We start from the raw sequence: 26,846 nt of genomic DNA on the forward strand, positions 1-26,846 counted from the left end.
TGAAGATTATTTTCTCTTCATTACTTTTTTAACGGCTTCAATAATATTAGAACTATCTAATCCGTATTTTTTCATTAAGTCAGCTGGAGTTCCGCTTTCTCCAAAAGAATCATTTACGGCAACAAATTCTTGAGGAGTTGGAAGTTGTGTTGCTAAAAGCTGAGCAACGCTTTCGCCTAAACCACCATATCTATTATGCTCCTCACAAGTTACAATACAACCAGTTTTTTTAACAGAATTTAAAACAGCCTCTTCATCTAAAGGCTTAATGGTGTGTATATTGATAATTTCTGCATTAATCCCTTCTTCAGCCAGTTTTTCGCCGGCTAAGATAGCTTCCCATACTAAATGACCAGTTGCAATGATAGTTACATCAGTACCTTCATTAACCATCCAAGCTTTACCAATTTCAAACTTTTGGTCGGCAGGGGTAAATACAGGAATTACAGGACGACCAAAACGTAAATAAACAGGGCCTTCGTGTTCTGCAATAGCTAAAGTAGCAGCTTTAGTTTGGTTATAATCGCAAGGGTTTATAACAGTCATGCCTGGTAACATTTTCATCATCCCAATATCTTCAAGAATTTGGTGTGTAGCACCATCTTCACCTAAAGTTAAACCAGCATGAGATGCGCAGATTTTTACATTTTTATCAGAGTAAGCCACAGATTGTCTAATCTGATCATAAACTCTTCCTGTAGAAAAGTTGGCAAAAGTTCCGGTGAAAGGAATTTTACCACCAATAGTCATACCTGCAGCAATACCAATCATGTTAGCTTCTGCAATACCAACTTGCACAAATCTATCAGGGAATTCTTTTTGAAAATCTCCCATTTTCAATGAGCCAATCAAATCGGCACAAAGCGCAACAACATTTTCATTTTTTCTACCAGCTTCTAATAATCCAGCGCCAAAGCCAGAACGGGTATCTTTTTTTTCAGTATAAGTATATTTTTTCATTATAATTTTCAGTTAAGAGGTGGATTAGAAATCGCCAAATGTTTCTTCTAGTTGAGTAAATGCCTCTGCAAGTTGCTCTGCATTTGGTGCTATACCATGCCATTTATGAGAACCTTCCATAAAATCAACACCTTTACCCATTTCTGTTTTCATTAAAATCATGATAGGCTTACCATTTCCTGTTTTTGATTTAGCTTCTTCTAAAGTAGCTACCAACTCGCTCATGTTATTGCCGTCTGTATGCATAACATCCCAACCAAAAGCTAAGAATTTAGCTTCTAAACTTGTTAGGTCTAATACTTTAGATGTTGGTCCGTCAATTTGTTGACCATTTACGTCTACTGTACAGATTAAATTGTCTACCTTATTAAAAGGAGCGAACATAGCGGCTTCCCAGTTTTGTCCTTCTTGTAATTCTCCATCACCATGTAAAGAGAATACAATTCCGTTATCTTTATTTATTTTTTTTGTTAAAGCAGCACCAATAGCAACAGACATACCTTGACCAAGTGAGCCTGATGCAATTCTAACTCCTGGTAAATGTTCGTGTGTAGTTGGATGACCTTGAAGTCTTGAATTTAGTTTTCTAAAGGTTTTAAGTTCTGCAACGTCAAAATAACCTGCTCTTGCTAAAACACTATAAAAAACTGGCGAAATATGTCCGTTAGATAAGAAGAATAAGTCTTCTCCTGTACCATCCATATTAAACTCCGGATTGTGTTTCATTACTCTAAAATATAGTGCAACTAGGTAGTCTGCACATCCTAATGAGCCTCCTGGATGCCCTGATTGGCATTCATAAACCATCTTAATAATATCTCTTCTCACCTGAGAAGCCATTTTTTCTAAGTCGCTGATTTCTTTAGTCATTTGTTGGTTATTGTAAAAATTAAACTAAAGTAAACATTTTGGGGAAAATGAAGATATTAGAAATGTTAAGAAATTAACATTTTAATGTTGAAAACTTTATTGTAGTTTTGACTATAATTAAAATAATCTTTGTTTAGATAAATAAAATAAAGATTTTTTATTTTTAAAAATGTTTATAACTTTATGTTGATAACTTAATAAGCTATATGAATAAATTACTACTTCCGTATACTCTCTCTCTTCGTTCATTTCTTTTTACATGTTTAACTGCTTTGCAATGTTTGCTTTTTAGTTCAAGCTCTGTTCATGCGCAAGCAGTTGGTGATGTAGGGATAGGAACCAATACACCTTACCAAGGTGCGGCTTTAGATATATCATCCACAACTAAAGGTTTATTGATCCCGCGTTTAACTACAGCGCAAAGAGGGGTTTTGCAGACAAGTTTTGGGGCAAATCTGGCGGCAGCTAATGGGATGATGATTTACAATACAACAACATCGAGATTTAATTATTGGAATGGAACACAGTGGAATGATGTAGGGGTTACCTCAACGCCATTAAATGGAACGCAATGGTTTGTGGGTGCTGGGATTCCTCCGGGTGGTTTAGCTCCAAATTTAAGCTCTTTAGGTAATAGTGGCGATTTGTATTTGGATGGTTTAACAGGTTTTGTTTATGTAAAGCAAGGTAGTAGTTGGGCACCGCTAAGGGTTGGTACGGCTAATATTCATGTCAATCTTAAAGGAATAAAGGCTACTCAAGCGATTGTTGCTGGTCCTGTTTCTGCTAATTCTTCTTTAAAACAAACTTATGTAGTTACTGGAGCTTTGGTTGGTGCTGCTGTTTCTGTTTCGCCAGATGTAGAACTTCCAGATGGTTTGTTAATAGCCTATGCTAGAGTTTCGGCTGTTGATACTGTTGAAATAAAATTTGTTAATGTTACCGGTTCCGCAATTTCATTGCCTACTGGAAATTTATCTATTGTAGTAACAAACTAAGATGAAAAAAAGATTAATACTTTTTTCTCTCATTTTTACTGGAACCATTTTTCTTGAGGCCCAAGCCCAATTTGTAAGTAACGGTATTTTGTCTGTCAGGAGCACCGGTTTATTATCTGTAAAGAATGATTTTATAAAAACAGGTAATGGTGTTATATTAAATGATGGGTTGATTAATATTACGGGTAACTGGATAAATAATTCATCAGGGGCAGCTTTTAACGTGGTTTCTGCTGGAAGTGTAGTGCTTTCTGGCGATAATCAGTTTATTAGTGGGTTATCTGTGACACGTTTTCCTGGTTTAACTCTTGCGGGCACTGGAGCTAAAACTCTTGCTATCAATACAGATGTTAATGTTGGGTTAGATTTAACAGATAGAGAGCTTAAACTAGAGGATAAAACCCTTACTATATTAACAGGAAGGGCAGATGCTGTAAAAGCAACTACTGGTTTTGTAAGTACCAATACTGGAGGTAAATTTCAAAGATTAACCAATCTTACCGATAGCTATTTATTTCCCTTAGGTTCTGATGAAGGTGGTACACTAAGACTTAGTCATTTAATTGTAAGTCCTAAAGATAATACAGATAATATTTATGGTGTTACTTTCATCAATAGAAATCCTTCTGATGATGGTTATGTAACTACCCAAAAAAGGTTTGATGTTAATACTGTAAATGATAAATACTATTATGTTTTAGATCATCCTTCGGGTAATACTCCAGCCGATTTTACTTTGCTTTATAATGCAGTTAACGATGGTAGTTTTAATCAAATTGTAAGCTGGCTTAAGCCGCTAATAGGGTGGGAAAAAGCAGGTATATCAAATTTTCAAACCATAACGGGTAATACAAATAATTTAGATGCTTCCCTAACTTTTTCTTCTTTAAAATCATTCACCAATATACCCGTAACTTTTGCTGGTACTTTAACTAATAATGATCCTTTTACGTTCTTCAATACATTTACGCCTAATGGGGATGGAAAGAATGATAGATGGGAAATCAAAAACATTGATTTATTTCCGGATAATGAATTGATTATTCTGAATAGATGGGGGGCAGAAGTATTTAATATTAAGAATTATAATAATAGCAAGGCTTGGGATGGTTCTGGCTTAAGTTCTGGTACATATTATTACTTGTTAAAAGTTAATGTGAACGGAGAGCCAAAAGTTTACAAAGGATTTATTGCTTTACTTAAAAATGAATAAGAAATGAGAAAAATCCTTTTAAAATTCATTTTACTAGTAGCTAGTTTAAATGTTTGGGCCCAACAAGATGCTCAATACAGTCAGTATATGTTTAACAGTTTAGTTATAAATCCAGCTTATGCTGGGTATAAAGAAACAGTTAACCTTAGTTTATTATACAGAAATCAATGGGTTGATGTACAGGGGGCGCCTAAAACCCAATCTTTAGTTTTAGATGCTGCAGTTGCGGATGATAAAATTGGATTAGGTCTTAGCGTTGTTAATGATAAATTAGGTATACAAGATCAATTTTCAGCTTTTGCTAATATCGCGTATCGTATTCCCTTAGCAGGAGAGTCAAGATTATCTTTTGGTTTAGGTTTAGGTTTTACCCAGCTAGGTGTTAATGGTAATGCAGCTATCATAGATGATATTTCTGATACTGAGTTCTTATCTGGTAAATCTACTGGTTTGGCACCTGATATAAGATTCGGTATTCATTACAGTACTGAAAAGTTATATATAGGTCTATCAGCTATCAACTTGATGGAGAAGGCTGTAGATTTTAGTACATCATCTCAAACTCTACAAGTTAAACAAAGTCAAAACTATTTTTTTACCGCAGGCTATTTGATAGAAGCTTCAGATTTTTTAAAGTTTAAACCATCTATTATGGTAAGGGAAGATATTAAAGGCCCAACTAATCTTGATATCAATAATTTCTTCTTATTAGGAGAACGTGTTTGGTTAGGGGCTTCTTACCGTACTTCATTAAAATTATGGGATAAGCCAGCTGTTATTGGTGCGCCAAGTTCTAATAATGCAGTTGTTGGTTTGGTAGAGTTTTTTGCAGGTAAATCATGGAGGATAGGCTATGCTTATGATTACTCTTTATCAAATATAAGAGGTTATAATAATGGTACGCATGAAATTTCTCTGGGTTTAATTATTAATGGTGGAAAGAGAGATTTAACAATTTTATCACCTAGATATTTTTAGATATGAAATTTAAGAATCTATTTATAATAGGAGTAAGTATTTGCATGATAACCTTAGGAGTTTTAATTGCTCCTAAAATGCTTAAATCTGATGATTTAGGTAAAGCAAATAAATATTACGAGAAGTACGATTACAAGTTTGCTATAGATATTTACGAAAAGCTTTTAGAAAAAAGTCCAAATTTAGAGGTTGCGCAAAAATTAGCTAACTGTTATAGATTTGTTAATAATACTATAGCTGCTGAAAGAGCCTATGCTACTGTTTTAACGTTTCCTGGTTTTGATCCAATAAACTATATCTATTATGCTGGTATCTTAAAGCAAAATGGCAAGTTTGACCAAGCCAAGCGAAATTATTTGATGTATGCAGAGCGTGTGCCCGAGAAAAGTGATTATGCAGTAAAATTAGCTAATAGTTGCGATGCAGCTAGGTTATGGCTTCAAAATCCGGATGTAAATGTTGATATAGAGAATGAAAATTCTTTCAATTCTGAGCATGCTGATTTTTCTCCAATAGCGTATGCTAATGGTTTTTTATTAATTTCAGACAGATGGTTTTTAAAATCTCCAGAGAATGATAAAAATGCAAAAGTCTATGGTTGGACAGGTAATTCTTTCCTTAAAATCTATCAGGCCGAGCAGGCAAAAGATTCTGCCTCAGGAGTAATGCAATTAACACTTTTACCAGAACAGATTAATGATAAATACCATAATGGTCCGGCTACTTTAAATGCTGATGGTAGTGTTATTTATTTCACAAGAGCTGGTATGGCAGATGATGCTGATTTAAAACATCCAAAAGATGTTGTTTTTAGAAAAACCATTTACATTGCTTCAAAAAGAAATGGAGTATGGTCACAAGCTACACCTTTTCCTTACAATAGTCCTTATGAGTATTCTGTACAACACCCTGCTTTAAGTGCAGATGGTAACATACTTTATTTTGCTTCTGATATGCCAGGTGGCTTTGGTGGAATGGATTTATATTATTCTGAAAAATCTGCTAATGGTTGGTCAAAGCCAATAAATTGTGGTAATATTATCAATTCTGAAGAGGATGAAGTATTTCCTTTTGTTAGAAAAGATGGTACTTTATATTTTTCATCAAGAGGGCATATAACCATCGGTGGATTAGATATTTTCTCATCAAAAGGAGAAAAAAATACATGGAAAGAGCCAGAAAATCTTAAATCGCCCTATAATTCTACTAGAGATGATTTTGGAATTTTCTTTTTTCAAGATAATCTAAGTGGTTATTTATCTTCTAATCGTCCAGGGGGTAAAGGTTCTGATGATATTTATAGATTTTATCAAAAACCAAAAGAACAATTTTTTGCTGTTGAGGGTAAAGTTACAGAGAAGGGAACAGGTAATCCATTGTCTGGTTTGAAAATTTTCTTAATAAACAAGAAAACAGGCGAAGAAAAAACTACACTTTCTGCAGAGGATGGTTCTTTTAAATTTTCTTTAGAAAAAGAGACAGATTACACTGTTAGGGGAGATATGGATAAGTTTTTCTCTAGGCAAGAAGGTGATATTACAACCAAAGGTGCTACAGAATCTACGGTGTTCAATGTGAAATTTGAAGTAGAAAAAGTAGAAGAAGCTTATCTGGTAAGACTGAAAAATATTTATTATGATTTTAATAAATACAATATTAGAAAGGATGCAGAGCCAGAATTAAATAAGGTTGTAGCTTTCTTGAATAATACACCTAGTGTGAATATCGAGTTAAGATCTCATACAGATGCCAGAGGAAAGGCTGCTTATAACCTTAAATTATCAGAATTGAGGGCTGCATCAGCAAAAGACTATCTAAAAAATAAGGGTATTGCAAAAGAACGTTTAAGTTCTAAAGGTTTTGGAGAAACACAGCTATTAAATACTTGTGCAGATGGTGCTAAGTGCTCTGAAGAGCAACATCAATTAAACCGTAGAACAGAGTTTAAAGTAGTAAAGGTAAGTCCTGTTTTATCATACTTACCCGCACCTTTAAAGAACTTTAGATAAGATTAACCTTAACCATAAACAAAAAGCCTTTTTCTGATTAGAAAAAGGCCTTTGTTTTTTATAAAAAACCTTTTTAAGCAATAGCTTCTAATAGCTGTGCAGAAGCATTCTTTGTGTCTACTTTTGAAATTATTGTTTGTATAAGGCCATTTTCATCAATTACAAAGGTTTTTCTATCTGTACCCATATACTTCTTACCGTACATGCTTTTTTCAACCCAAACACCATATTTTTCTACAATATCTTTTTCAGTATCAGCAAGTAAGGTAAAAGGTAACTCAAATTTGTCTACAAATTTTTTATGCGATTTTTCATCATCTGTGCTAACACCTAAAATTTCAAAACCTTTAGCTTTTAAACTTTGATAATTGTCTCTAAAATCGCAAGCTTCGGCAGTACAACCAGGTGTATTATCCTTTGGATAAAAGTACAATACAACTTTTTTGCCTCTAAAATCGCTTAAAGAAATTGTATTTCCATGCTGGTCTTTTGATGTAAATTCAGGGGCTTTATCTCCTTGTTTTAATTCCATTTTAATTTATTTTTAGCTTTATCTAAAGAAGGTTAATTGAATTGTTTTTGTATTCTTTTTCATATCGCTAACAACTAAGGTAAAGGTATGTTTGCCAAAACCTGTTCTTTCGTCAAAGTTGTGCCAAAGCAGCCCTTTTTTATAATCGTATTCCATTAAAATCCATTTGCCATTAATGTATCCTTTAAAATCTCTTATTCCTGATAAATTATCATTTATTTTTACAGAAATAGCTTTTTGTAAAGAAAGATTAGCGTTATTGCTGATGTTAATAGGCATTACACTAGGGGCAATAGTATCAACCTTTAAATAAAACTTACCAAATGTTTTTGGATACGCTCTAATATAATCATTTACAATATCTCCACCTTGGTAAACACCGTTTTCATTTACAATAACTAATTTATCTTTTACCTTATTTAAAGAAGTATCAGCTTTTATTAAAAGTTCAAAAGCTTGATGTAAAGGAGTTAATTTATTATGAATGGTATGTACAGGCGATAAGCTAAAGGCTGTTTTTGGTGATTTAGAATAAGTAAAATCAACATCATCATAAAAGCTTCCTTTGGCAAACTTGATAACGATGTCTTCCTTAGTAATGATGTTTTCTTGTTCTTGATTTAGCAGTGTTTCTTTAACTTTGTAAGGTGCGGCTAATTGGGTATCGATACTTTTAATTTTAAAGTTTAAAACAGATTCATTTCCGTTTGCATCTTTAATTAAATATTTGATATCATGTATGTTGTTATCCTGTAAATAAATAAGTCCATTATTTACTAAGGTTTTATGGAAGCTTGTTTTGCCTCCTTTAGTTATAAAACCTTTCTCTATCATTCTGCCTGATGATATTTTACTTGGATAATCTATGTAAGCGTTTACGGTTCTGGTTTGGTCAAAGTAAAATTGGTCTGCCTGGGTTTCATAAATTTTCTCATTATCTAACCAAATGGTAGTGCTATAAACACCATTTCTATTTCCAGATCCATTCATGATATCATTAGTCATAATACCTAATCCAATCTTTCCGGAAACGTTAATTACACTAACCTTGTTTAAAGTATATTTTCCATTTGCACCTATGGTTTGGAAGTACTGTTTTTGGGTAAACTCGTTAAACGGAGCATTATTAATTTTATAAATGTACAATCCGTTGATTTGAGGTTTTATATCATCTTGAATTTTAACACCCAATAGTAAAGGATTTAAAGTTTGTTCTGTCTTAGTATTTCTAAGTTCAAAATGTAAATGCGGACCTGCAGAACCTCCGGTATTGCCAGACCATGCAATGATTTCTCCTTTTTTAACAGGTATTTCTATAGGGGTGAGTGGGAAATCTGCTTCAAAAGTTTCTTTAAGATACTGATAGTTTTTAATCGCCAGGCTTATTTTATCATTAAACCTCTGCAAATGCGCATAAACACTAGTTAATCCGTTTGGATGATTGATGTAAACTGCGTTCCCAAAGCCACCAATTTGTACTCTTAATCTCGAAATATAGCCATCTGCGACAGCATAAACAGGATAACCTTCTCTTTGATTAGTTTTAATATCAATCCCAGAATGAAAATGATTTGTTCTTATCTCTCCAAAAGTTCCTGATAAAAGTAATTTGATATCTAAAGGATTTATAAAATAATTAGATGGTATTTCTGGAAGTTTATCTTGCTGAGAAAAAGAACAAATTGGAGATAAACAAAATAAAAGTAATGCGGCTTTAACCAATCTCATGAGAAATATTATTATTTAATTTCGAAGTTCAAAAGTTCCTGATCTTCAATATAACCTTTTAGTTTATCGCCAATATTAATTTTACCTACACCTGCAGGAGTACCTGTAAAAATTAAATCGCCTTTTTTTAAAGTGAAATATTGTGAAGCAAAACAAATGATATCATCAAAACTAAACATCATTTGGCTTGTATTTCCTTGTTGTTTTAGCTCGTTATTGATTTTTAAAGAGAAATTTAAATCGTTCAAATTTTTAAAATTTTGGATAGGCAAGAATTCACTTATAGGTGCCGAGTTGTCAAAACCTTTGGCTAATACCCATGGTAATCCTTTAGATTTTAATTCAGATTGTAAATCCCGAGCGGTAAAATCTATGCCCAAACCTATTTCTTCATAATATTTATTTGCAAATTTCTTAGCAATATGTTTTCCCTCTTTTGAAATCTTCAAGACCAGTTCAATTTCATAATGAATATCTTTAGAAAAATCTGGATGATAGAAAGGTTTGTTACCTTTTAGTAAAGCTGTATCCGGCATCATAAAGATTACGGGCTTTTCTGGTACATCGTTATTTAATTCTTTTGCATGCTCTGCATAATTACGTCCAATGGCTATTATTTTCATATCATTAAGTGTGTTGATAAACAAAAAAGCCCCAATTGTATTACAATTGGGGCTTAAAGTTAAATCTTTATTTATAATACCGAGATTCTTTTGATAACTGATTCTGAACCAGCAACTACTCTAACAAAATATAAACCGCTACTTAGTTTAGTGTTTAAATTAAAAGAGTTTATCTGCTCGCCAGCAGCAACTTTTTGAGATAGAAGTGTAACCACTTCATTTCCTAATACATCTAAGATTTTTACCGTTACCTGGTTTTCTTTACTAAGCGTGTAGGCAATATTTATTTGCGTTGAAATTGGATTAGGATAGATTCTAACATTATCTAGAGGCTTTTGAGCATCTAAATTAGTATTTATACTCTTATTGCTTTTTAATGTTAAGTTTTTATTTGAAGTATTGATAGATTTTATAGCAGAAACTTTTATCATAAATGATTGAAAATCTGCGGCAACCGGAGGTAAGAAAATTGGTCTATTTGGCCTGCTATCTTTTAACTTGATAGTGGTTTTAGTAGTATCAATAATACTTTTTAGATCGTTTACAACAGCAAAAGATACACTAGTGTAAAGCACAATAGTGATAGCCATTATTAACGTAACTAAAGAGTATTTATTTTTCATACCTTATATCTCACCTCAAAAATATAAATAAAATTATAACAATAATTAAACTTCCGTAAAAAAGGCTGTTTTTTTAACAGAATTTAACATCTTAAAATCTTTAATTTTTAACTCGTACGTAAAAATGCGTCTAAGGTTGTGTTTGTTAAGAAGTTGAATTACTTTTGTGCCTAACTAAACAAATTAATGTGTCTGCACATAAAGATTTAAATAAATTAACCGCGGCTGGTGTTCTCATCAGTTTAGGTATTATCTACGGTGATATTGGTACTTCTCCTTTATATGTTTTTAAAGCAATTATTGGAGATAGAGTGATTACTAAAGAACTCATTTATGGTGGTTTAAGTTGTGTTTTTTGGACTTTAACCTTGCAAACTACTCTTAAGTATGTAATCATTACTCTAAAAGCTGATAATAAAGGTGAGGGTGGGATTTTTTCTCTTTACTCATTAGTTAAAAGAAAAGCTAAATGGCTTATTGTCCCGGCTATTATAGGCGGTTGTGCTTTACTTGCAGATGGTATAATTACACCTCCAATTACAGTTTCATCTGCTATAGAGGGACTAGAAATTCTTTATCCAGGTTTACAAACTATTCCTATTGTAATAGGAATAATAACAGGTTTATTTATCATTCAACAATTTGGAACTTCATTAGTAGGTAAAGCGTTTGGACCAATTATGTTTATTTGGTTTAGTATGATGGGTGTTTTAGGTATAAGTTATTTGATGAAGTCTCCTGATATTATTGAAGCAATAAATCCCTATTATGCTTATAATTTGCTAGTAACTTATCCAGAAGCATTGGCAATTTTAGGAGCTGTTTTTCTATGTACAACCGGTGCAGAGGCTTTATACTCTGATTTAGGGCATTGTGGTAGAAGTAATATCCGAATTAGTTGGATATATGTTAAAAGTTGTTTATTACTAAATTATTTAGGTCAGGGTGTTTATTTAATGCGCTTACAGAATGAGTTATTAGATGACAGAAATCCATTTTACAGGATGATGCCAGACTGGTTTCTAATAGTTGGTATTGCAACGGCTACTGTAGCAGCTGTCATTGCTAGTCAGGCGTTAATTTCAGGCTCTTTTACTTTAATTTCTGAAGCAGTAAGATTAAATATTTGGCCAAAAGTGAAAATTAATTATCCAACAGAACAAAAGGGTCAATTATATGTGCCCAGTATGAATTGGTTGTTATGGGTAGGGTGTATAGTAGTCGTTTTATACTTTAAAAAATCAGAGCATATGGAGGCAGCCTATGGACTTTCCATAACTATTGCTATGCTCATGACAACTATTTTATTATCAACTTATCTCAGTAAAAAGAAATATCCCATTTATCTTATTGTCTTATTTTTGGCGGTTTACATAAGTATAGAGGGCGTATTTTTTGTAGGTAATATGGCTAAATTCTTTCATGGGGGCTGGTTTACCGTATTACTTGGTGGTATATTATTTTCTGTCATGTGGGCTTGGTATTCAGCAAGGAAAATCAAAAATAGGTTCTTGAAATTTGTTGAGATAGAGCAATATTACGATATTATAAAAGAGCTTAGTGAGGATGAATCTGTGCCTAAATATGCATCGCAATTAGTTTATCTTACAAGTGCTAATTTCCCGTCAGAAATAGAATCTAAAATTATATACTCTATTCTTCAAAAGAAACCTAAAAGAGCTGATGTTTACTGGTTAGTTCACGTTGATGTTGTTGATGAGCCTTATAGATGTGAATATAAAGTGGAGCATCTGGTTGAAGGTAAGTTAATCAGGATAGATTTTAAACTAGGTTTTAGAATAGAACAAAAAATTAGTGCTTTGTTTAGAAAAGTAGTAGAAGATTTAGTTAAGAACGATGAGGTTGATATTACCAGCCATTATAAATCGCTTAACAAGCATAAAATAGTTGGCGATTTTAGATTCGTAGTTTTAGAAAAGACACTTTCTAGAGCTAACAATTTATCTTTTTGGGATAAGCTTATTATGGGGTATTACTTTAACCTGAAAAAGGTCAGCTTATCTGAAGAAAAAGGCTTTGGCTTAGATTTAAGTTTTGTAACCCTTGAAAAAGTTCCATTAATGGTTACGCAAACAGAGAAAATTGATATTGTGAGAATAAACTAGGTGCTTACAACCTAGTTTATTCTTAATATTACTGAGTGAGCATTTAGTGTTTCTAAGCTTGCTCTTTTTGTGATTTCTTTACTTTTATTTCTTTTTGATTTTAGGATTAGCGCTGCTTCATCTTTAGATTTTGCAAATCCTTCAGGGTTTGTTTTTTTCCAATAATACTCATTCATGCAATAATAAACCCCGCTACAAGTTAAAAAAACTGATATAATTAAAACTTTCATATTGTATTAGTTTAGGATTAACTATAGTCAATTTTAAGTCCTAAAAATTTAAATGATTATTTCAAAAGAAATTTTGAGTCATGTATTTTTTGTAAAAGACTGATATTCAGTACTTTAGCTATGTTTTGTCTTAACTTGTAGGTAAGAATGAGAAATGGTTGCCCTAAAATGTAGAATATTCTCAATAACCTCCTTAAACTTTAAATTTTAAGAGATTTTAGGTCTATGAGTAATATTGTTGAATATTGGGGAATTTATTGGCTTTGTCTCTAATTTATCTGTTGGTTAAGTTTGCTTTTTCTTATACCATAGCAGAAGTAAACAATAAGACCTATACCTAGCCAAATCAAAAATCTTAGCCAATTGGTATAACCAAGTTCAGTCATTAAATAACTACAGCTTAAAAGCCCTAAAACAGGTATCAGGGAAAGATTTTTTGCGTAGGATAACACCGCCATACATACAGCTAAAATTACAAAGAGATAGAAAGGAATTTGTTCTTTAATGAAATCCCAACCTTTGGTAAATGAGAAAAGAGTTAATATTTCGTTATAAAAGGCTATTCCTAAAATAGTAATCAATAAAGGTATGATGTATTTTCCGTTGATATAAGGCATTTTAAATCTCTTTCTACTGCCTTCAGTTTCTTGTTCTTTTGGTAATAGTAAAACGCCGCCACAAACCAATACGAAGGCAAATAAGGTACCTATACTTGTTAAGTCTGTTACCTCTGTTAAGTTCATAAATAAAGCGGGTATAGCTACTACAAGTCCAGTTACTATAGTAGAAAAAGATGGTGTTTTAAACTTAGGATGTATTCTAGAAAATGCTTTTGGTAAAAGCCCATCTCGACTCATACTCATCCAAATTCTAGGTTGCCCCATTTGAAATATCAGTAAAACACTTGCAGTTGCTATAACAGCACTTACCGAAATGATATAGCCAATTTGATTTAGCCCTACTCTTTCAAAAACAAATGCCAAAGGGTCTGCAACTTGAAGCTCTTTATAATTTACCATACCGGTAAGTACTAAAGCAATTAATATGTAAAGTACAGTACAGATTACTAAAGAATAAATCATCCCTTTTGGAAGATCTTTTTGAGGGTTCTCACATTCTTCAGCAGTAGTTGATATAGCATCAAAACCTATATAAGCGAAGAAAACGCCAGACACACCTTTCATCATACCGCTAAACCCATTAGGTAAAAACGGATGCCAATTTGCAGGTGTTACATAAAAGAAACCTACTACAATAACAGCTAAAACCACAAGTATCTTTAGAATAACCATTGCATTTGTAGCTTTTTTAGTTTCTTTAATTCCAATATAAACCAAAAATGTTATTAAAAATACAATTAATAAGGCAGGTACATCAGCGATGATTTTTAAGCCTCCAATGCTTGGGGCGCTTGTCCATGCTTGGGCTGCATTTAAGGTGTTTTCACTTAAAGTACCTAATGAAGAACCACTTTTGCTTAAAGCCATTACTTCTTCATTAGCCTTAAAAGCACTTAGATAATCCATGGTAAGATAAGCAGGTATGTGGATGTTAAATCCTTGTAAAAGATTTACAAAATAACCACTCCATGATATAGCTACTGCAATATTACCAATAGCATATTCCATTAATAAATCCCAGCCAATTATCCAGGCGATGAGTTCTCCGAAGGATGCATAAGCATAAGTATATGCACTGCCAGAAACTGGTATTCTTGATGCAAATTCTGCATAACAAAGAGCAGAAAAACCACAAGTTACCGCTGTTAAAATAAAGAGTATTGAAACACCTGGGCCTCCATTATAAGAAGCTTCACCAATTGTAGAGAATATACCTGCCCCAATAACAGCAGCTATACCCATAAAAGTGAGGTCTTTTACTTTTAAAACTTTATTTAGTCCATGATTTTCTCCGTCGCCGAAGCCTTCTTGGCTATCTTGAAGTATTTTGGCAATACTTTTCTTCCTTAATAAATCTTTCTTCATATTGAAATCTCAACAAAATAAAGATTATTGAACCATTTAGAGAAGGAAAATGAAAAAATGAGCTATAATTTTTACATCCACTCTATCAGTGATACGCCTAAACCTACAATTGTTTGTTTATGGTTGTAGTCTATCATGGTTTCGCCATAACCTTCAAATAATTGTAAATGTCCTTTTAAATAGCCTTTTATAGGGAAAGCCCAATCTAGTTGGATGTTCCCTCTGTTGGATTTATTTAATGAATGACGACCAATAAGTGTAAAGATGTGTTTGCCTTTAGAGTGTATAACTGTCATATCTCCTCTGCCGGTATAATCTGAAATAGATGGATTTTCGTCTTCTTCGTCTTTAAGTCTTAACCATGGTCTGATATAAACTTGCCAGTTTTGTTTTTCAAATGCGGTATGAAAAATAATTCTGTTCCAGCTTCTAGATAGAGGAACAATTCTTCCGTTTGATTGATGGTTTAAAGCAATTCCAATCATTTTGTTTTCAAAGCCTAATAATTTAAATTTTGTAGGAAAATTTAAAATAACTTCCGGCTCGTAATTGGTTTCTCTAAAAGGTCTTGATAAATCTGAATTATAAACCTGCCAGTGTGATTTTTGGGTGTAAGCAACCCATACATCTCCATAACCATTAAATAAGCCTTCTATAACTTTTGATTTAAAACTAAGTTGGATTTTAGCTTCTACCTTGTTGTAGGGTACTACAAGAGGTAAGACATAATCGGGGTTTTCACTAGCTGGTTGGAAATTTGGATTTGTACTAAATCTAGTAGGTAGAACGTAAGTTGGCTTGTAAGGAAGAATTAAAAAAGTACCTTTTCTTGTGGTTGAGTCTAATTCCCAATTATCAGACAAGGTTCTTCTGAGGTCTCCATTTGCAAAAACAGGATCAAAGGCTTGAGCAAATATATTTGTATAAATAGCAATTAAGAAAAAGAAAAGTGAGAGTATGGAAAATTGTTTCATAGAAATTATTTAAATAAATATAAAACAATTTTTGTTTGAAGTATCCAAGAAGTTGGATGATTACAACTTCTTGGATTATTTTCTTAAAGAGAATCGTAAATGATTACCTTTTCAAATAAAACTCTAAACTCGTCTAAAAAAGCTAAATGAACCGGATGAGTTTGATAAACATCATGGCCTGCTAAGTCCTCAAATAAAGTAATTAATGAGAAAGTGTAAGTGGTATCTACCACAGCTCTTTCTATAGGTGCTGGTGTACCAACAAAAATAGATTTAACAGTTTCTACTTTTTCTAAAGATTCTAGTCCTTTACGGAAAGCACTTTTTTGTTCTTCGGTTGTATCGGCTTTAAGCCAAAATAATACGTGATGAGTAAGCATAAAGAATAAATTTTTGCCAAATATAGCGTTTGGAAAAAATAAATTAGTATCGTTTGATAGTAAAAATATAAATACCGATATTTGTGGGATGTGGGAAGTAGATTTATCATATAGAGAAGATTATAACTTAGTTTTTGAGCGGCTAAACTTTAAGCTAGAAAAACTTAAGGCTAGTAGGCCTTTACCCACAAGTGCTCTTAATAAAATAAGAGAGAGCTTAGTGCTAGAATGGACATATAACTCTAACTCGATAGAAGGTAATACGCTTAATTTAAGAGAAACTCAGCTGGTAATTCAGGAAGGGATTACCATCAAGGGGAAATCTTTAAGAGAACATTTTGAAGCTTATAACCACGATAAAGCTATTGATTATTTATATGGGCTTGTTGATGAAAAGTACCGGTTAAGAGCCATCGATATTCTTTCTTTACATGGTTTGGTACTAAAAAGTATTGAGGATGATTTTGCTGGGAGGTTAAGAAATGCTGGTGTAAGAATTTCTGGAGCTAACTTTATTCCGCCTAATGCAAATAAGGTTTCAGATTTGGTTGATGAACTTATTGATTTTGTTAACAATAATCCCTTAGGTTTAAATGATATTGAATTGGCTACGGTTTTTCATCACAAATTTGTTTGGATTCATCCTTTTTTTGATGGTAATGGAAGAACAGTACGTTTAGCCATGAATTTATTATTAATGCGAAAAGGTTTTCCTCCCGCCATTATTTTAAAAAACGATAGGAAAAAATATTACGAAGCACTAAATCAAGCTAATAATGGTAATTACGGTAAATTAATTTTATTGATTACCCAAGCTTTAGAGCGTACACTTAATATTTATTTAAATGCAATGCCAGGTGCTGATGATGGCTTTATGGAAATAGCTTCTTTGGTACAAGAACCCGATTTTGGTTATGGCCAGGAGTACATAAGCTTACTTGCTAGGAGAGGTAAGATTGATGCCTATAAAGAAGGTAAAAACTGGCTTACTTCTAAAGAAGCTGTATTGGAATATATGGCAAATAGAAAGCGTAAAAGGTAGTTTTGACTTATAAAATAAAAAAGCCGGCTAAACCGGCTTTTTTGTTAATCTAATTTTTTAAGTTCTTCTTTAATAAAAGATGCTAAATCTTTTACATAATTGGCACTAAAATTAAATTCTATACCGGCTGTTTTATATATTTCTTTGATAGATTTGGTATATCCCAACTTTAAAGCATCTAAATAATTGTTTAAGCCTTTTTCTGGGTTTTCTTTATAATTCTTCCAAACAGCTATGGCGCCTAATTGAGCAATAGCATACTCTATATAATAAAAAGGAACTTCAAATATGTGTAGTTGCTTTTGCCAAAGATTTTCTAATGCTTCGTTATGTTCTGTCCAATCCACAAAGTTGGCTCCAAATCTGGTAAATATTTCTTTCCAGGCTTGGGTACGTTCTTGCGTAGTATGTTCTGGGTTGGTGTAAATCCAGTGTTGGAAAGCATCAACTACGGCAACCCAAGGAAGTGTTTTTAAAACATCTTTTAGCTGATATTTCTTCGCTCTTTTTAATTCTTCTGGGTCTGAGAAAAACTCATCCCAATGGTCCATAGAGATTAATTCCATAGACATAGAAGCTAGTTCTGCTACTTCAGAAGGGCAGTGTTTAAAATCGTTCAACTCTAAATCTGCAGTAACAAAGGTATGTATGGCATGCCCGCCTTCATGTACCATGGTTGTTAAATCTCTAAAAGAACCAGCAGAGTTCATGAAAATGAACGGAGCGCCAGTTTCTGCTAAAGGATAGTTATAACCACCTGGGGCCTTACCTTTTCTGCTCTCTACATCAAAAAAGCCATTGGCTTTCATGATGGCAAGTTTTTCGCCTAAGACAGGGTTTAATTTGTTAAAGCATTGGATAGATTTATCAATCAATTCTTGGCCGTTTTCAAAAGGTTTTAAAGCGGGTTTACCCGATGTATCAACCTCTGTATCCCAAGGTTTTAAGTTAGATAATTGAAGTGCTTTTTTTCTTTCTACTGCTTGGTCTGCTAAAATAGGTACAATCTCTTTTTCTATAGCATCATGAAAATTAAAGCAATCTTGTGCATTGTAATCAAACCTGCCTAAAGATTCAAACATGTAATCTCTAAAGTTATCAAAACCTGCATTTAAAGCTACTTGATGACGTAAAGCTTTTAGTTTGTTAAAAAGCTCGTCTAATTTGTCTTTATCTTCTAAACGACGCTTTGTAATACTTTCCCAAGCCTCTTTTCTTGTTTGTCTGTTTAAATCTTTCAAGAAATTTGAAGCTTGCTCTAACGTATATTCTTGTCCGTTTAAGGTTACAGACATGCTACCGGTTATAGCCTGATACTTTTGCTGTTCTACTTGTAGCTCTGTTTGTAAAGGGATGTTTTCTTCCCTAAAAAGGGCTAAAGCTTTCTTAACTCCTCTTAAGTAAATGAAATATTTATCTTGATTTAATTGATTTAAAAAAGGAGAAGCAACCAATTTTTCATTTAACTGATTACTCAATGGAGCTATTTGCGGCTCAATTTCAGTAGCAAAATATTGGAAACTTTTAACTAAATCTTCATTGGAGGTATCACAAGTCATTTTTATATATCGCCAAGCAAAATCTTCTTCTAAAGCGGCTTCAAGTTCGCTTCTGTTTTTTAGCCATGTTTCTAGTTCATCTGAAGATTTTATTTCTCTTTGCAACAATTCCTGAAAAATAGGTTCTAAATTATCCCATTTAATTTCAAGATTTTCAGGAAGATAAGTTCTTTTTTTCTTTTCTATAATCATAACGAACGGTAGTAAATATCAAATAAAAAGCAAATTGCAAAAGCAACAGATGCAATGCCATTGGTAGTCATAAAAGCAAAATTTACTCGGCTTAAATCATTTGGTTTAACCAATTGGTGTTGGTAAACAAGCATACTAATGAAGATGACTAAACCTAAATAATATGGCCAAGAAAAGTTATCGGCAGCAATGAAAATTGGTGCTATTACAAATAAGGCAGATAAAATGTGTAAAATATTACTTATCCATAAAGCTTTACTTCTGCCAAAATAAGAGGGTATAGAGTGTAATTTTTCACCACGGTCAAACTCTTCATCTTGTAAAGCATAAATAATATCAAAACCACTTACCCAGCATAACACGGCTAAAGAAAAAAGTATCGGCAAAAGAGCAAATTCTCCGGTTACAACCAAATAAGCGCCAATTGGCGCTAATGATAAGCCTAAACCTAACACCAAATGGCATAGAGCGGTAAATCTCTTAGTAGCGCTATAACCTAAAATAACTAGTAAGGCTATCGGCGAAAGCCAAAAACAAAGCCTGTTAATGAACCATGTTGTAGCTATAAAAAGTAAGCAGTTAACTACAGTAAATAGGAGTGCATTGGTAGCTGATATTCTTCCGGAAGGTATGTCACGCACTTTTGTTCTTGGGTTTTTAGCGTCAATATCTCTGTCTAAATATCTGTTAAACGCCATGGCAGCATTTCTGGCAAATACCATACATAATACCATTAAAAGCAATTTAAACCACGAAAAAGAATGATTTGTAGTGTTTACAGCCAAAAAAAAACCAATAAAAGCAAATGGCATTGCAAAAATGGTGTGCGAAAAGGTTACTAATGATAAATATTTTTTCATGCTTTATTCCTGTTCTTCTTCCTCTTCAAAATCAAATTGTGGGGCAATAAAATTTTGATTAACTTCTTGGATAAAGTTTAATACATCATCTTTCCCTAAATGTTTTTCTGATGATGTTAAAATCATTTGTGGTATTTCTTCAAAATAGGCCAGCAAAGCTTTTTTAAATGCGGCCATATTTTGTTGCGATTTTACACTAGATTGTTTATCAGCTTTAGTGAAAATTAAGATAAAAGGAATGCTTCTTTCGCCAAGCCAACAGCAAAATTCAATATCAATTTTCTGAGGTTCAAGTCTGCTATCTATTAAGACAAAAACACATTGTAAACTTTCTCTTTTTTCTAAGTAGTTTCTGATGAATTTTGCCCACTCTTGTCGGTTACTTTTAGAACTTTTAGCATAGCCATAGCCAGGTAAATCTACTACGTACCAAGTTTTATTAACTAAAAAGTGATTAATTAATTGTGTTTTACCAGGTTTCTGGGATGTTTTTGCTAAACCCTTAGCATTTAAAAGCATATTGATAAGAGATGATTTACCAACGTTAGAACGGCCAATAAAAGCGTATTCAGGCAATATTGGTGGTGGTAACTTGCTTATTTTGGTATTGCTAACGGTAAACTCTGCCGACTTTATAATCATCCTGCAAAGGTAAGGTTTAGTTTTTTAGTTCAATATATACGGCCTATTTATTAGTTTTTTGCTTCTTGAATTTAAGAATTTATCATTTTAACGAACAAAACAGATGCGTTTAAGGTTTAAATTTGCGAGTATTTAGCGTTGGATTTAAATCATCATTTAAAAAAATCGTAGCTCGTAAAATATATTTTATCTTTGCGCACAATAATGGCAGAAAACGTTACCCCTTATAAAGATCAGCAGGCTACAAAAAAAGAGCAAGTAGCTACCATGTTTAATAATATTTCTAAGACATATGATTTCTTAAATCATTTTTTGTCTTTAGGTATTGATATTATATGGAGAAAAAAAGCAATAAAAGAGCTTTTGAAAGATAAACCACAACATATTTTAGATGTTGCTACTGGTACTGGTGATTTTGCTTTTGAGGCTTTAGATATTTTAAAACCTAAAAAAATTATTGGTGTAGATATTTCTCAAGGTATGTTAAATATTGCTGATGAGAAAATCATTAAAAGAAATAAAAGTGAAGTCTTTGAAGTAAGACTTGGAGATTCTGAAAAGCTTTTATTTGATGATAATACGTTTGATGCAGTAACCGTTGCATATGGCGTAAGAAATTTTGAAAACCTTGAGAAAGGTGTTGCCGATATGTTGCGAGTTTTAAAACCGGGAGGTAAGGCTGTTATTCTAGAGTTTTCTAAGCCTAAAGCATTTCCCATAAAACAATTATATAATTTTTATTTCCACTATATAACACCAACAATTGGTAAAATTTTTTCTAAAGATGCTAGTGCTTATAGCTACTTACCAGAATCTGTAGAGGCTTTCCCGGATGGAAGTAGGTTTACAGATTTGATGGAAAAAGTTGGGTATAAAAATACCAAATGTCGTCCGCTAGCGTTTGGCATTTGTTCTATATACACAGGAGTTAAATGATAAAAAGTTTATCAGTTCTATTATCGCTTATTTTTCTTGCTATTGGTGTACAAGCGCAAGGTAATTGGGGTGGCGGTGTAGATGATGAACCTTTACATTTTGGCTTTACTTTTCAATACATTGGCTCAGAATATAAAATCCAAAAGGGCTTAAACTGGCGAAACAATTTAGTAGATAGCGAATCATCACCGCCTAAAACAGAACGCTTAAAAAGTATTAGTTCTAGCTTAAATCCGGGTTTTGGAATTGGCTTGTTAGCCAATTTATATGTTACCAGGCATCTAGATTTAAGATTTACACCAACCTTAGTTTTTGCCGATAGGGTTATAGATTATGAGTTTGAAAGCAGTAATTCTTATGAGCAAGAAACAGTAAAATCTCCTGAAGGGTTTACGAGAAGAGCTGTTTCTTCTACCATGGTAGATTTTCCTTTGTTACTAAAATTAAAATCAGAACGTAAAGGGAATTTTAGGGCTTATCTTATTGGTGGTTTAAAATACGGTTTTGATATTGGTGCAAAAAAGAATACCGATGATGCAGATAATACCTATTTCAACAAATTATTAAAAAACCAACAAGGTATTCTTTCTTATGAAGCAGGCTTAGGCTTTGATTTGTATTTCGAGTTTTTTAAGTTATCTCCAGAAATAAAAATCGCTAATTCTGTAAATAGTGTTTTACGCAGAGGTAACGATCCATATTCTACCCCATTGGACAAACTTTTTCTCAGAAACTTTATTTTTAGTTTATATTTCGAGTAAGAGCCATATTTTAAATCATATTTTCGCAAAAAGAATTGCTATGTCTAAAATTGTATTGATAACAGGTGCTACGTCAGGTATTGGTGAAGCTTGTGCAAAAGCTTTTGCTCAGCTTAACTATAATATCATCATCACCGGAAGAAGAAAGGATAAACTTGAACATTTAAAGCAAAACCTTGAACAAGATTTTGGAATAGAAGTTATAGCCTTAAATTTCGATGTTAGGGATTGCAAAGCCGTTACCCAACATTTGCATGATTTACCTGAAGCATGGCGAAGCATTGATGTTTTAATTAATAATGCAGGCTTAAGCCAAGGTCTTGAGCCTATACACCAAGGCAGCTTAACAGATTGGGAAACTATGATTGATACCAATATTAAAGGACTGTTGTATGTTTCAAAAATAGTTTCTTCTTGGATGGTTAATAGAAAATCGGGCCATATCATAAACCTAGGTTCAATTGCCGGAAAAGAAGTTTATGCCAATGGAAATGTTTATTGTGCTACCAAACATGCTGTAGATGCACTTAACAAAGCTATGCGAATTGATTTATTACCACATGGTATTAAAGTAAGTGCTATACATCCTGGTGCTGTAGAAACAGAATTTTCTATGGTAAGATTTCATGGCGATAAAGAAAAAGCAGCCAAGGTTTACGAAGGTTATGAGCCTTTATTGGCATCAGATATTGCAGAAACCATAGTTTTTATAGCTACAAGACCTGCGCATGTTAACATAAATGATTTGGTGATTATGCCAACTTCGCAAGCAAGTACTAGTCATCATCTAAAAAATATTTAATTTAGCTTATTAATTTCAGGAAAAGAGGTTTTAATCCTAATTATCATTATGTCTTTAGAAACTACTATCAATCAAGATATTAAAGCTGCTATGTTGGCTAAAAACGAAGCTCAATTAAGAGCTTTAAGAGCCATAAAATCGGCTCTATTATTAGCAAAAACAGAAAAAGGTGCTTCAACAGAAATAACAGAAGAAGCAGAAATTAAGGTTCTTCAAAAGTTAGTTAAACAAAGAAAAGAATCGGCAGATTTTTATAAAAGTCAGAATAGAGAAGATTTATACCAGATAGAAGCAGAAGAAATTGAAGTAATAGAGCATTACTTGCCCAAACAACTTTCTACAGAAGAATTAAATGCTTATTTGAAACAATTAATAGCTAAATTAAATGTAACTTCTGTTAAAGAAATGGGTAAAATAATGGGTGTTGCTAGTAAAGAGCTTTCTGGTAAAGCAGATGGAAAAGCCATATCAGAAAGTATAAAAAGCTTATTATCTTAAAAATTTATTGAAATAGTTCTTTAACAAACCGCTTAAAAGATTAATTTTATAAACATTTAATAAGGTTTTGTACCCAAATTCAAAACAGACTATTAATTTAGCAATTGATACACATTATCGAGATATAATTTTTTATGGAGTTTACAATTAAAGAGGAAAACGGTTTCAAGTACATAGAAGAAGGAGAAGGTGAGGTTTTATTGTTACTCCATGGTTTAATGGGTGCCTTAAGTAATTGGGAGGAAGTTATACTTGAATTTAAAGATCGTTATAGGGTAGTTATTCCTATGCTGCCTATTTATGATTTACCTCTGTTAACTACCGGCGTTAAAAGTCTGGCCAAGTTTGTACATAAATTTGTGAAATTTAAGAAATTTCAAAACGTTATTGTTTTAGGAAATTCATTAGGAGGCCATGTTGGTTTAGTTTTTGTTACATCTCATCCAGAATTTGTTAAAGCATTGGTTTTAACTGGGAGTTCTGGTTTGTATGAAAACTCTTTTGGAGGTTCTTTTCCTAAAAGAGAGAATTACGATTTTATAAAGGAAAAAGTAGAATTTACTTTTTATGACCCAGCTACAGCTACCAAAGAATTGGTTGATGAAGTTTTTGAAACCGTAAATGATAGAAATAAAGTTATCAGGATTTTAGCTATGGCTAAATCAGCAATTAGACATAATATGTCTAAAGACTTGCATAAGATAAAATTGCCTGTGGCTTTAATTTGGGGTAGAAATGATAGAATTACACCACCAGAAGTAGCAGATGAGTTCCATAATTTACTGCCAAATTCTGAGTTATATTGGATAGATAAATGCGGCCATGCACCTATGATGGAACAGCCAGCAGAGTTTAACCAAATTTTAAATAAAGTTTTAGAAAAGATAGATAATCAATGATTGCAGCGCAACTCATATCAGATGCGATACCACCCATCAAAACCTCTGATACTATTCAGAAAGTTGAGGATCGCATGGCTGAGTTTAGGCTAAATCATTTGCCCATCGTAAATGAAACTCAATTTTTGGGTTTAATTTCAGATGAAGATATCATTGAAATTCCTGATTACGATACCACAGTAGGAAACATAAACTTATCTTTAATAAATCCATTTGTTTATGAAGATCAACACATTTACGAAGTTATCAGACTGTTTTACGAGCAAAAATTAACAGCAGTACCAGTTCTTGATAGTAGTATGAATTATCTGGGTTTAATTTCTATCAATACTTTAACAGAATATTTTGCTAAGATTACTTCAGTAGCAGAGCCTGGCGGGATTATCATATTAGAAATTAGCAACCGTAACAATTCTTTATCTCATATAGCACAAATTGTAGAGTCTAATAATGTACAAATTTTAAGCTCTTATGTAGATACGGTGGTTAACTCTACCAAACTAGAAATTACCATAAAAGTTAATAAAACAGATATCAGCCAAATAATTGCTTCTTTTTTAAGATACGATTATACAGTTAAAGCTACTTTTAATCATTTACAACGCGATAATGATTCTAAAGATCGTTTTGATTCTTTGATGAATTATTTGAGCTTTGATTAAGATTAGCCAATTAAAAAATTAATCCTCATTCATTGATATAAAATAAAAGTAATGATCATTGGAATTTACGGCAGACAATTTAATAACTCGGTTTTACCCTACGTACAACAAGTTTTTGATTGTTTGGTAGAGCATGAGGTAGAAGTTTTAGTCTATCAGGATTTTTTTGAATTTGTAAAGGATAAATTATTTCTCCCTAAACAGTTTGGTACGTTTAAAACTCATTTAGACATCAAAAATAAAGTTGATGTGATGATAAGCCTTGGCGGTGACGGAACCATGCTTGATACCGTAACTTTTGTTAGAGATTCTGGTATCCCAATGGTTGGTATCAACTTTGGTAGGTTGGGTTTTCTTGCAAGTGTAAGTAAAGAAGGTATTAAAACAGCTATAGAAGGCCTCATCAATCATAAATTTACTTTGGATGTAAGACGATTACTAAAAGTAGAATCAAATCAAAACCTTTTTCAAGATCTTAATTTTGCACTTAACGATTTAACTATACATAAGAGAGATAACTCTGCCATGATGCTTGTTCATTGTTATTTGGATGGCGAATTTTTAAACTCTTATTGGGCTGATGGTTTAATTGTTGCAACCCCAACAGGTTCCACCGCTTACTCTTTAAGTTGTGGTGGTCCTATTGTATTCCCGAGGTCAGGTAATATGGTGATAACGCCAATTTCTCCTCATAATCTTAATGTAAGGCCTGTTGTTTTGTCTGATGCTCATACTCTTACTTTTGAAATAGAAGGTAGAAGCTCTAAGTACCTCGTAACCTGCGATTCTAGAACAGAAATTGTAGACACATCTATAACTTTAAGTGTTAAAAGAGCAGATTTTGACATCAACCTAGTAAGGTTAAACAATGAAACCTATTTATCTACGTTAAGAAACAAATTACTTTGGGGTATAGATACCAGAAATTACTAAATCTTTAAATGATTAAACCTCTCAAGCTCCTTTTATTACTTTGTTTTTTAGGGCCTTACCAAGTTTTTCCCCAAACTTGGGAGTTGGGTATTAGTGCAGGAGGTATGGCTTATCAAGGAGATTTAAATCAACATAAGTTTTATAAGTTTAACAATTTAGCTTTAGGAGGTTCTGTTAAAAGAAATTTCGACGGTTTTTGGTCTTTAAAATTATCTGTGCTTAACGGAAAAGTGAGTGCTAATGATGCAGATTCTGATTTTGCACAAGACCGAGAGAGAAATCTTAACTTTTACTCAACTATAACAGAGGGAAGTTTATTAGTTGAGTTTAACTTTTTTGATTACGGTTTAAACTTTGGTCAGTCTAGAATTACTCCTTTTATATTTACCGGTTTATCTGTTTTTGGTTTTAACCCCAAAACAGATTTTAGAGGAGAAACTTACGAGTTAAGATTGTTTAATACAGAAGGGCAAACTTCTGGCGAAGCCTATAAAACAATTTCAACATCTATACCTTTAGGTGCCGGGGTAAAATATAGAATTAACGAAAAACTCAATATAGCGGCAGAATTTGGATTTAGAAAAGCCAATACAGATTATTTAGATGATGTAAGCCAGAGATACCCAAATATAGCCTATGGAGGTACTAGAGCTGCACTTGCAGACCGTTCTTTAGGGCAAAATAAATTAGGTAATCCGGCTACACCAGATGCAAAAGGCATACAAAGAGGTGATTTTAGAAAAAAGGATACCTACCTATTTGCGGGTATTACCTTATCTTATACCTTTGTGCGTCAAAATTGTCCGTTATTTTAGTTAAAAATATCTTACA

Annotated in this window: 27 protein-coding genes; 14 read left to right on the plus strand and 13 right to left on the minus strand. The window is 32.8% G+C overall.

What is annotated here, in order from left to right; all coding sequences use genetic code 11:
- Nucleotides 1-6: 6 nt before the first annotated feature.
- Nucleotides 7-960 carry a transketolase family protein gene (locus GJJ64_RS01510; protein ID WP_154286006.1) on the minus strand — a complete coding sequence of 318 codons (954 nt, stop codon included), beginning with the start codon at nucleotides 958-960 and terminating at the stop codon, nucleotides 7-9.
- Nucleotides 961-984: 24 nt separating this feature from the next.
- Nucleotides 985-1,830 carry a transketolase gene (locus GJJ64_RS01515; protein ID WP_154286007.1) on the minus strand — a complete coding sequence of 282 codons (846 nt, stop codon included), beginning with the start codon at nucleotides 1,828-1,830 and terminating at the stop codon, nucleotides 985-987.
- Between the two features lie 206 nt (nucleotides 1,831-2,036).
- On the opposite strand from GJJ64_RS01515, the gene GJJ64_RS01520 reads away from it, so the two are divergent.
- The 4 genes from GJJ64_RS01520 to GJJ64_RS01535 are packed head-to-tail and all read left to right on the plus strand — an operon-like array spanning nucleotide 2,037 to nucleotide 7,028.
- A complete protein-coding gene (locus GJJ64_RS01520; RefSeq protein WP_154286008.1) occupies nucleotides 2,037-2,828 on the plus strand; it encodes a hypothetical protein in 792 nt (263 codons plus the stop codon).
- A gap of 1 nt (nucleotide 2,829) precedes the next feature.
- Nucleotides 2,830-4,041 carry a gliding motility-associated C-terminal domain-containing protein gene (locus tag GJJ64_RS01525; protein ID WP_154286009.1) on the plus strand — a complete coding sequence of 404 codons (1,212 nt, stop codon included), beginning with the start codon at nucleotides 2,830-2,832 and terminating at the stop codon, nucleotides 4,039-4,041.
- 3 nt (nucleotides 4,042-4,044) lie between these two features.
- Nucleotides 4,045-5,019: a PorP/SprF family type IX secretion system membrane protein gene (locus GJJ64_RS01530; protein WP_154286010.1), complete on the plus strand. Its 975-nt coding sequence runs from the start codon at nucleotides 4,045-4,047 to the stop codon at nucleotides 5,017-5,019.
- Nucleotides 5,020-5,021: 2 nt separating this feature from the next.
- Nucleotides 5,022-7,028, plus strand: coding sequence for an OmpA family protein (locus GJJ64_RS01535; RefSeq protein WP_154286011.1), 2,007 nt, complete (start codon nucleotides 5,022-5,024; stop codon nucleotides 7,026-7,028).
- 73 nt (nucleotides 7,029-7,101) lie between these two features.
- On the opposite strand, the gene bcp is transcribed toward GJJ64_RS01535, so the two are convergent.
- The 4 genes from bcp to GJJ64_RS01555 all read right to left on the minus strand — a co-directional run bounded on the left by bcp (nucleotide 7,102) and on the right by GJJ64_RS01555 (nucleotide 10,534).
- Entirely contained in the window at nucleotides 7,102-7,560 is a 459-nt protein-coding gene (gene bcp / locus GJJ64_RS01540; RefSeq protein ID WP_154286012.1) for a thioredoxin-dependent thiol peroxidase, read from the minus strand.
- A gap of 18 nt (nucleotides 7,561-7,578) precedes the next feature.
- On the minus strand, nucleotides 7,579-9,288 hold the full coding sequence (locus tag GJJ64_RS01545) for a M23 family metallopeptidase (protein ID WP_154286013.1): 1,710 nt from the start codon (nucleotides 9,286-9,288) through the stop codon (nucleotides 7,579-7,581).
- A gap of 11 nt (nucleotides 9,289-9,299) precedes the next feature.
- Entirely contained in the window at nucleotides 9,300-9,911 is a 612-nt protein-coding gene (locus GJJ64_RS01550) for a fumarylacetoacetate hydrolase family protein (RefSeq protein ID WP_154286014.1), read from the minus strand.
- Nucleotides 9,912-9,982: 71 nt separating this feature from the next.
- On the minus strand, nucleotides 9,983-10,534 hold the full coding sequence (locus GJJ64_RS01555; protein WP_154286015.1) for a T9SS type A sorting domain-containing protein: 552 nt from the start codon (nucleotides 10,532-10,534) through the stop codon (nucleotides 9,983-9,985).
- Between the two features lie 188 nt (nucleotides 10,535-10,722).
- On the opposite strand from GJJ64_RS01555, the gene GJJ64_RS01560 reads away from it, so the two are divergent.
- The gene (locus GJJ64_RS01560) at nucleotides 10,723-12,660 is read left to right on the plus strand and encodes a KUP/HAK/KT family potassium transporter (protein ID WP_317162890.1); all 1,938 of its coding nucleotides are present in this window, start codon (nucleotides 10,723-10,725) and stop codon (nucleotides 12,658-12,660) included.
- An 11-nt stretch (nucleotides 12,661-12,671) separates the two neighbouring features.
- Here the strand turns inward: GJJ64_RS01560 and GJJ64_RS01565 are convergent, their stop codons facing one another.
- The 4 genes from GJJ64_RS01565 to GJJ64_RS01580 all read right to left on the minus strand — a co-directional run bounded on the left by GJJ64_RS01565 (nucleotide 12,672) and on the right by GJJ64_RS01580 (nucleotide 16,229).
- On the minus strand, nucleotides 12,672-12,890 hold the full coding sequence (locus tag GJJ64_RS01565) for a hypothetical protein (protein WP_154286017.1): 219 nt from the start codon (nucleotides 12,888-12,890) through the stop codon (nucleotides 12,672-12,674).
- Nucleotides 12,891-13,159: 269 nt separating this feature from the next.
- Nucleotides 13,160-14,875, minus strand: coding sequence for an amino acid permease (locus GJJ64_RS01570; protein WP_154286018.1), 1,716 nt, complete (start codon nucleotides 14,873-14,875; stop codon nucleotides 13,160-13,162).
- Between the two features lie 71 nt (nucleotides 14,876-14,946).
- Nucleotides 14,947-15,849, minus strand: coding sequence for a phospholipase A (locus GJJ64_RS01575; RefSeq protein ID WP_154286019.1), 903 nt, complete (start codon nucleotides 15,847-15,849; stop codon nucleotides 14,947-14,949).
- 83 nt (nucleotides 15,850-15,932) lie between these two features.
- Nucleotides 15,933-16,229, minus strand: a complete 297-nt coding sequence (locus GJJ64_RS01580; RefSeq protein ID WP_154286020.1) for a Dabb family protein — start codon at nucleotides 16,227-16,229, stop codon at nucleotides 15,933-15,935.
- Nucleotides 16,230-16,242: 13 nt separating this feature from the next.
- On the opposite strand from GJJ64_RS01580, the gene GJJ64_RS01585 reads away from it, so the two are divergent.
- Entirely contained in the window at nucleotides 16,243-17,271 is a 1,029-nt protein-coding gene (locus GJJ64_RS01585) for a Fic family protein (protein ID WP_229655425.1), read from the plus strand.
- 44 nt (nucleotides 17,272-17,315) lie between these two features.
- Here GJJ64_RS01585 and GJJ64_RS01590 read toward each other — a convergent pair whose 3' ends face one another.
- Genes GJJ64_RS01590 through yihA form a run of 3 tightly spaced genes read right to left on the minus strand, consistent with a single transcriptional unit; the run spans nucleotide 17,316 to nucleotide 20,524 of the window.
- A complete protein-coding gene (locus GJJ64_RS01590; protein WP_154286021.1) occupies nucleotides 17,316-19,022 on the minus strand; it encodes a M3 family oligoendopeptidase in 1,707 nt (568 codons plus the stop codon).
- Complete coding sequence (locus GJJ64_RS01595; protein WP_154286022.1) at nucleotides 19,019-19,882, minus strand: UbiA-like polyprenyltransferase; 864 nt, start codon at nucleotides 19,880-19,882, stop codon at nucleotides 19,019-19,021. The genes GJJ64_RS01590 and GJJ64_RS01595 overlap by 4 nt, the downstream gene beginning before the upstream one ends.
- Before the next feature lie 3 nt (nucleotides 19,883-19,885).
- Nucleotides 19,886-20,524 (minus strand): ribosome biogenesis GTP-binding protein YihA/YsxC, encoded by a 639-nt coding sequence (gene yihA / locus GJJ64_RS01600; RefSeq protein ID WP_154286023.1) that lies wholly within the window; start codon nucleotides 20,522-20,524, stop codon nucleotides 19,886-19,888.
- Between the two features lie 204 nt (nucleotides 20,525-20,728).
- Here yihA and ubiE point away from each other — a divergent pair, with 204 nt between their 5' ends.
- The 8 genes from ubiE (at nucleotide 20,729) to porG (ending at nucleotide 26,830) form a co-directional block, all read left to right on the plus strand.
- Nucleotides 20,729-21,460 carry a bifunctional demethylmenaquinone methyltransferase/2-methoxy-6-polyprenyl-1,4-benzoquinol methylase UbiE gene (gene ubiE / locus GJJ64_RS01605; RefSeq protein ID WP_154286024.1) on the plus strand — a complete coding sequence of 244 codons (732 nt, stop codon included), beginning with the start codon at nucleotides 20,729-20,731 and terminating at the stop codon, nucleotides 21,458-21,460.
- A complete protein-coding gene (gene porT, locus GJJ64_RS01610) occupies nucleotides 21,457-22,221 on the plus strand; it encodes a type IX secretion/gliding motility protein PorT/SprT (protein ID WP_154286025.1) in 765 nt (254 codons plus the stop codon). Before ubiE ends, porT begins: the two co-directional genes overlap by 4 nt.
- A 40-nt stretch (nucleotides 22,222-22,261) precedes the next feature.
- Nucleotides 22,262-23,023 carry an SDR family oxidoreductase gene (locus GJJ64_RS01615; RefSeq protein WP_154286026.1) on the plus strand — a complete coding sequence of 254 codons (762 nt, stop codon included), beginning with the start codon at nucleotides 22,262-22,264 and terminating at the stop codon, nucleotides 23,021-23,023.
- 48 nt (nucleotides 23,024-23,071) lie between these two features.
- Nucleotides 23,072-23,521, plus strand: coding sequence for a GatB/YqeY domain-containing protein (locus GJJ64_RS01620; protein WP_154286027.1), 450 nt, complete (start codon nucleotides 23,072-23,074; stop codon nucleotides 23,519-23,521).
- A 134-nt stretch (nucleotides 23,522-23,655) separates the two neighbouring features.
- Nucleotides 23,656-24,420 carry an alpha/beta fold hydrolase gene (locus tag GJJ64_RS01625; RefSeq protein WP_154286028.1) on the plus strand — a complete coding sequence of 255 codons (765 nt, stop codon included), beginning with the start codon at nucleotides 23,656-23,658 and terminating at the stop codon, nucleotides 24,418-24,420.
- Nucleotides 24,417-25,082, plus strand: a complete 666-nt coding sequence (locus GJJ64_RS01630; protein ID WP_154286029.1) for a CBS domain-containing protein — start codon at nucleotides 24,417-24,419, stop codon at nucleotides 25,080-25,082. The genes GJJ64_RS01625 and GJJ64_RS01630 overlap by 4 nt, the downstream gene beginning before the upstream one ends.
- A 51-nt stretch (nucleotides 25,083-25,133) precedes the next feature.
- The gene (locus GJJ64_RS01635; protein ID WP_154286030.1) at nucleotides 25,134-26,015 is read left to right on the plus strand and encodes an NAD kinase; all 882 of its coding nucleotides are present in this window, start codon (nucleotides 25,134-25,136) and stop codon (nucleotides 26,013-26,015) included.
- Between the two features lie 8 nt (nucleotides 26,016-26,023).
- Entirely contained in the window at nucleotides 26,024-26,830 is an 807-nt protein-coding gene (gene porG, locus GJJ64_RS01640; protein ID WP_154286031.1) for a type IX secretion system protein PorG, read from the plus strand.
- The last annotated feature ends 16 nt before the right edge of the window (nucleotides 26,831-26,846 follow it).

Origin of the sequence: Pedobacter puniceum (genome assembly GCF_009674685.1) — a bacterium.
In the GTDB taxonomy this organism is placed as follows: Bacteria; Bacteroidota; Bacteroidia; order Sphingobacteriales; family Sphingobacteriaceae; genus Pseudopedobacter; species Pseudopedobacter puniceum.

Coding starts and splice junctions, on each gene's coding strand:
- GJJ64_RS01570 (WP_154286018.1), bottom strand. CDS start 14,875: ATGAAGAAAGATTTATTAAGGAAGAAAAGTATTGCCAAAATACTTCAA.
- GJJ64_RS01595 (WP_154286022.1), bottom strand. CDS start 19,882: ATGAAAAAATATTTATCATTAGTAACCTTTTCGCACACCATTTTTGCA.
- GJJ64_RS01620 (WP_154286027.1), top strand. CDS start 23,072: ATGTCTTTAGAAACTACTATCAATCAAGATATTAAAGCTGCTATGTTG.
- porT (WP_154286025.1), top strand. CDS start 21,457: ATGATAAAAAGTTTATCAGTTCTATTATCGCTTATTTTTCTTGCTATT.
- GJJ64_RS01635 (WP_154286030.1), top strand. CDS start 25,134: ATGATCATTGGAATTTACGGCAGACAATTTAATAACTCGGTTTTACCC.
- GJJ64_RS01545 (WP_154286013.1), bottom strand. CDS start 9,288: ATGAGATTGGTTAAAGCCGCATTACTTTTATTTTGTTTATCTCCAATT.
- GJJ64_RS01575 (WP_154286019.1), bottom strand. CDS start 15,849: ATGAAACAATTTTCCATACTCTCACTTTTCTTTTTCTTAATTGCTATT.
- GJJ64_RS01580 (WP_154286020.1), bottom strand. CDS start 16,229: ATGCTTACTCATCACGTATTATTTTGGCTTAAAGCCGATACAACCGAA.
- GJJ64_RS01510 (WP_154286006.1), bottom strand. CDS start 960: ATGAAAAAATATACTTATACTGAAAAAAAAGATACCCGTTCTGGCTTT.
- porG (WP_154286031.1), top strand. CDS start 26,024: ATGATTAAACCTCTCAAGCTCCTTTTATTACTTTGTTTTTTAGGGCCT.
- GJJ64_RS01555 (WP_154286015.1), bottom strand. CDS start 10,534: ATGAAAAATAAATACTCTTTAGTTACGTTAATAATGGCTATCACTATT.
- yihA (WP_154286023.1), bottom strand. CDS start 20,524: ATGATTATAAAGTCGGCAGAGTTTACCGTTAGCAATACCAAAATAAGC.
- GJJ64_RS01550 (WP_154286014.1), bottom strand. CDS start 9,911: ATGAAAATAATAGCCATTGGACGTAATTATGCAGAGCATGCAAAAGAA.
- GJJ64_RS01590 (WP_154286021.1), bottom strand. CDS start 19,022: ATGATTATAGAAAAGAAAAAAAGAACTTATCTTCCTGAAAATCTTGAA.
- GJJ64_RS01520 (WP_154286008.1), top strand. CDS start 2,037: ATGAATAAATTACTACTTCCGTATACTCTCTCTCTTCGTTCATTTCTT.
- GJJ64_RS01530 (WP_154286010.1), top strand. CDS start 4,045: ATGAGAAAAATCCTTTTAAAATTCATTTTACTAGTAGCTAGTTTAAAT.
- GJJ64_RS01535 (WP_154286011.1), top strand. CDS start 5,022: ATGAAATTTAAGAATCTATTTATAATAGGAGTAAGTATTTGCATGATA.
- GJJ64_RS01615 (WP_154286026.1), top strand. CDS start 22,262: ATGTCTAAAATTGTATTGATAACAGGTGCTACGTCAGGTATTGGTGAA.
- bcp (WP_154286012.1), bottom strand. CDS start 7,560: ATGGAATTAAAACAAGGAGATAAAGCCCCTGAATTTACATCAAAAGAC.
- GJJ64_RS01565 (WP_154286017.1), bottom strand. CDS start 12,890: ATGAAAGTTTTAATTATATCAGTTTTTTTAACTTGTAGCGGGGTTTAT.
- GJJ64_RS01625 (WP_154286028.1), top strand. CDS start 23,656: ATGGAGTTTACAATTAAAGAGGAAAACGGTTTCAAGTACATAGAAGAA.
- ubiE (WP_154286024.1), top strand. CDS start 20,729: ATGGCAGAAAACGTTACCCCTTATAAAGATCAGCAGGCTACAAAAAAA.
- GJJ64_RS01525 (WP_154286009.1), top strand. CDS start 2,830: ATGAAAAAAAGATTAATACTTTTTTCTCTCATTTTTACTGGAACCATT.
- GJJ64_RS01630 (WP_154286029.1), top strand. CDS start 24,417: ATGATTGCAGCGCAACTCATATCAGATGCGATACCACCCATCAAAACC.
- GJJ64_RS01515 (WP_154286007.1), bottom strand. CDS start 1,830: ATGACTAAAGAAATCAGCGACTTAGAAAAAATGGCTTCTCAGGTGAGA.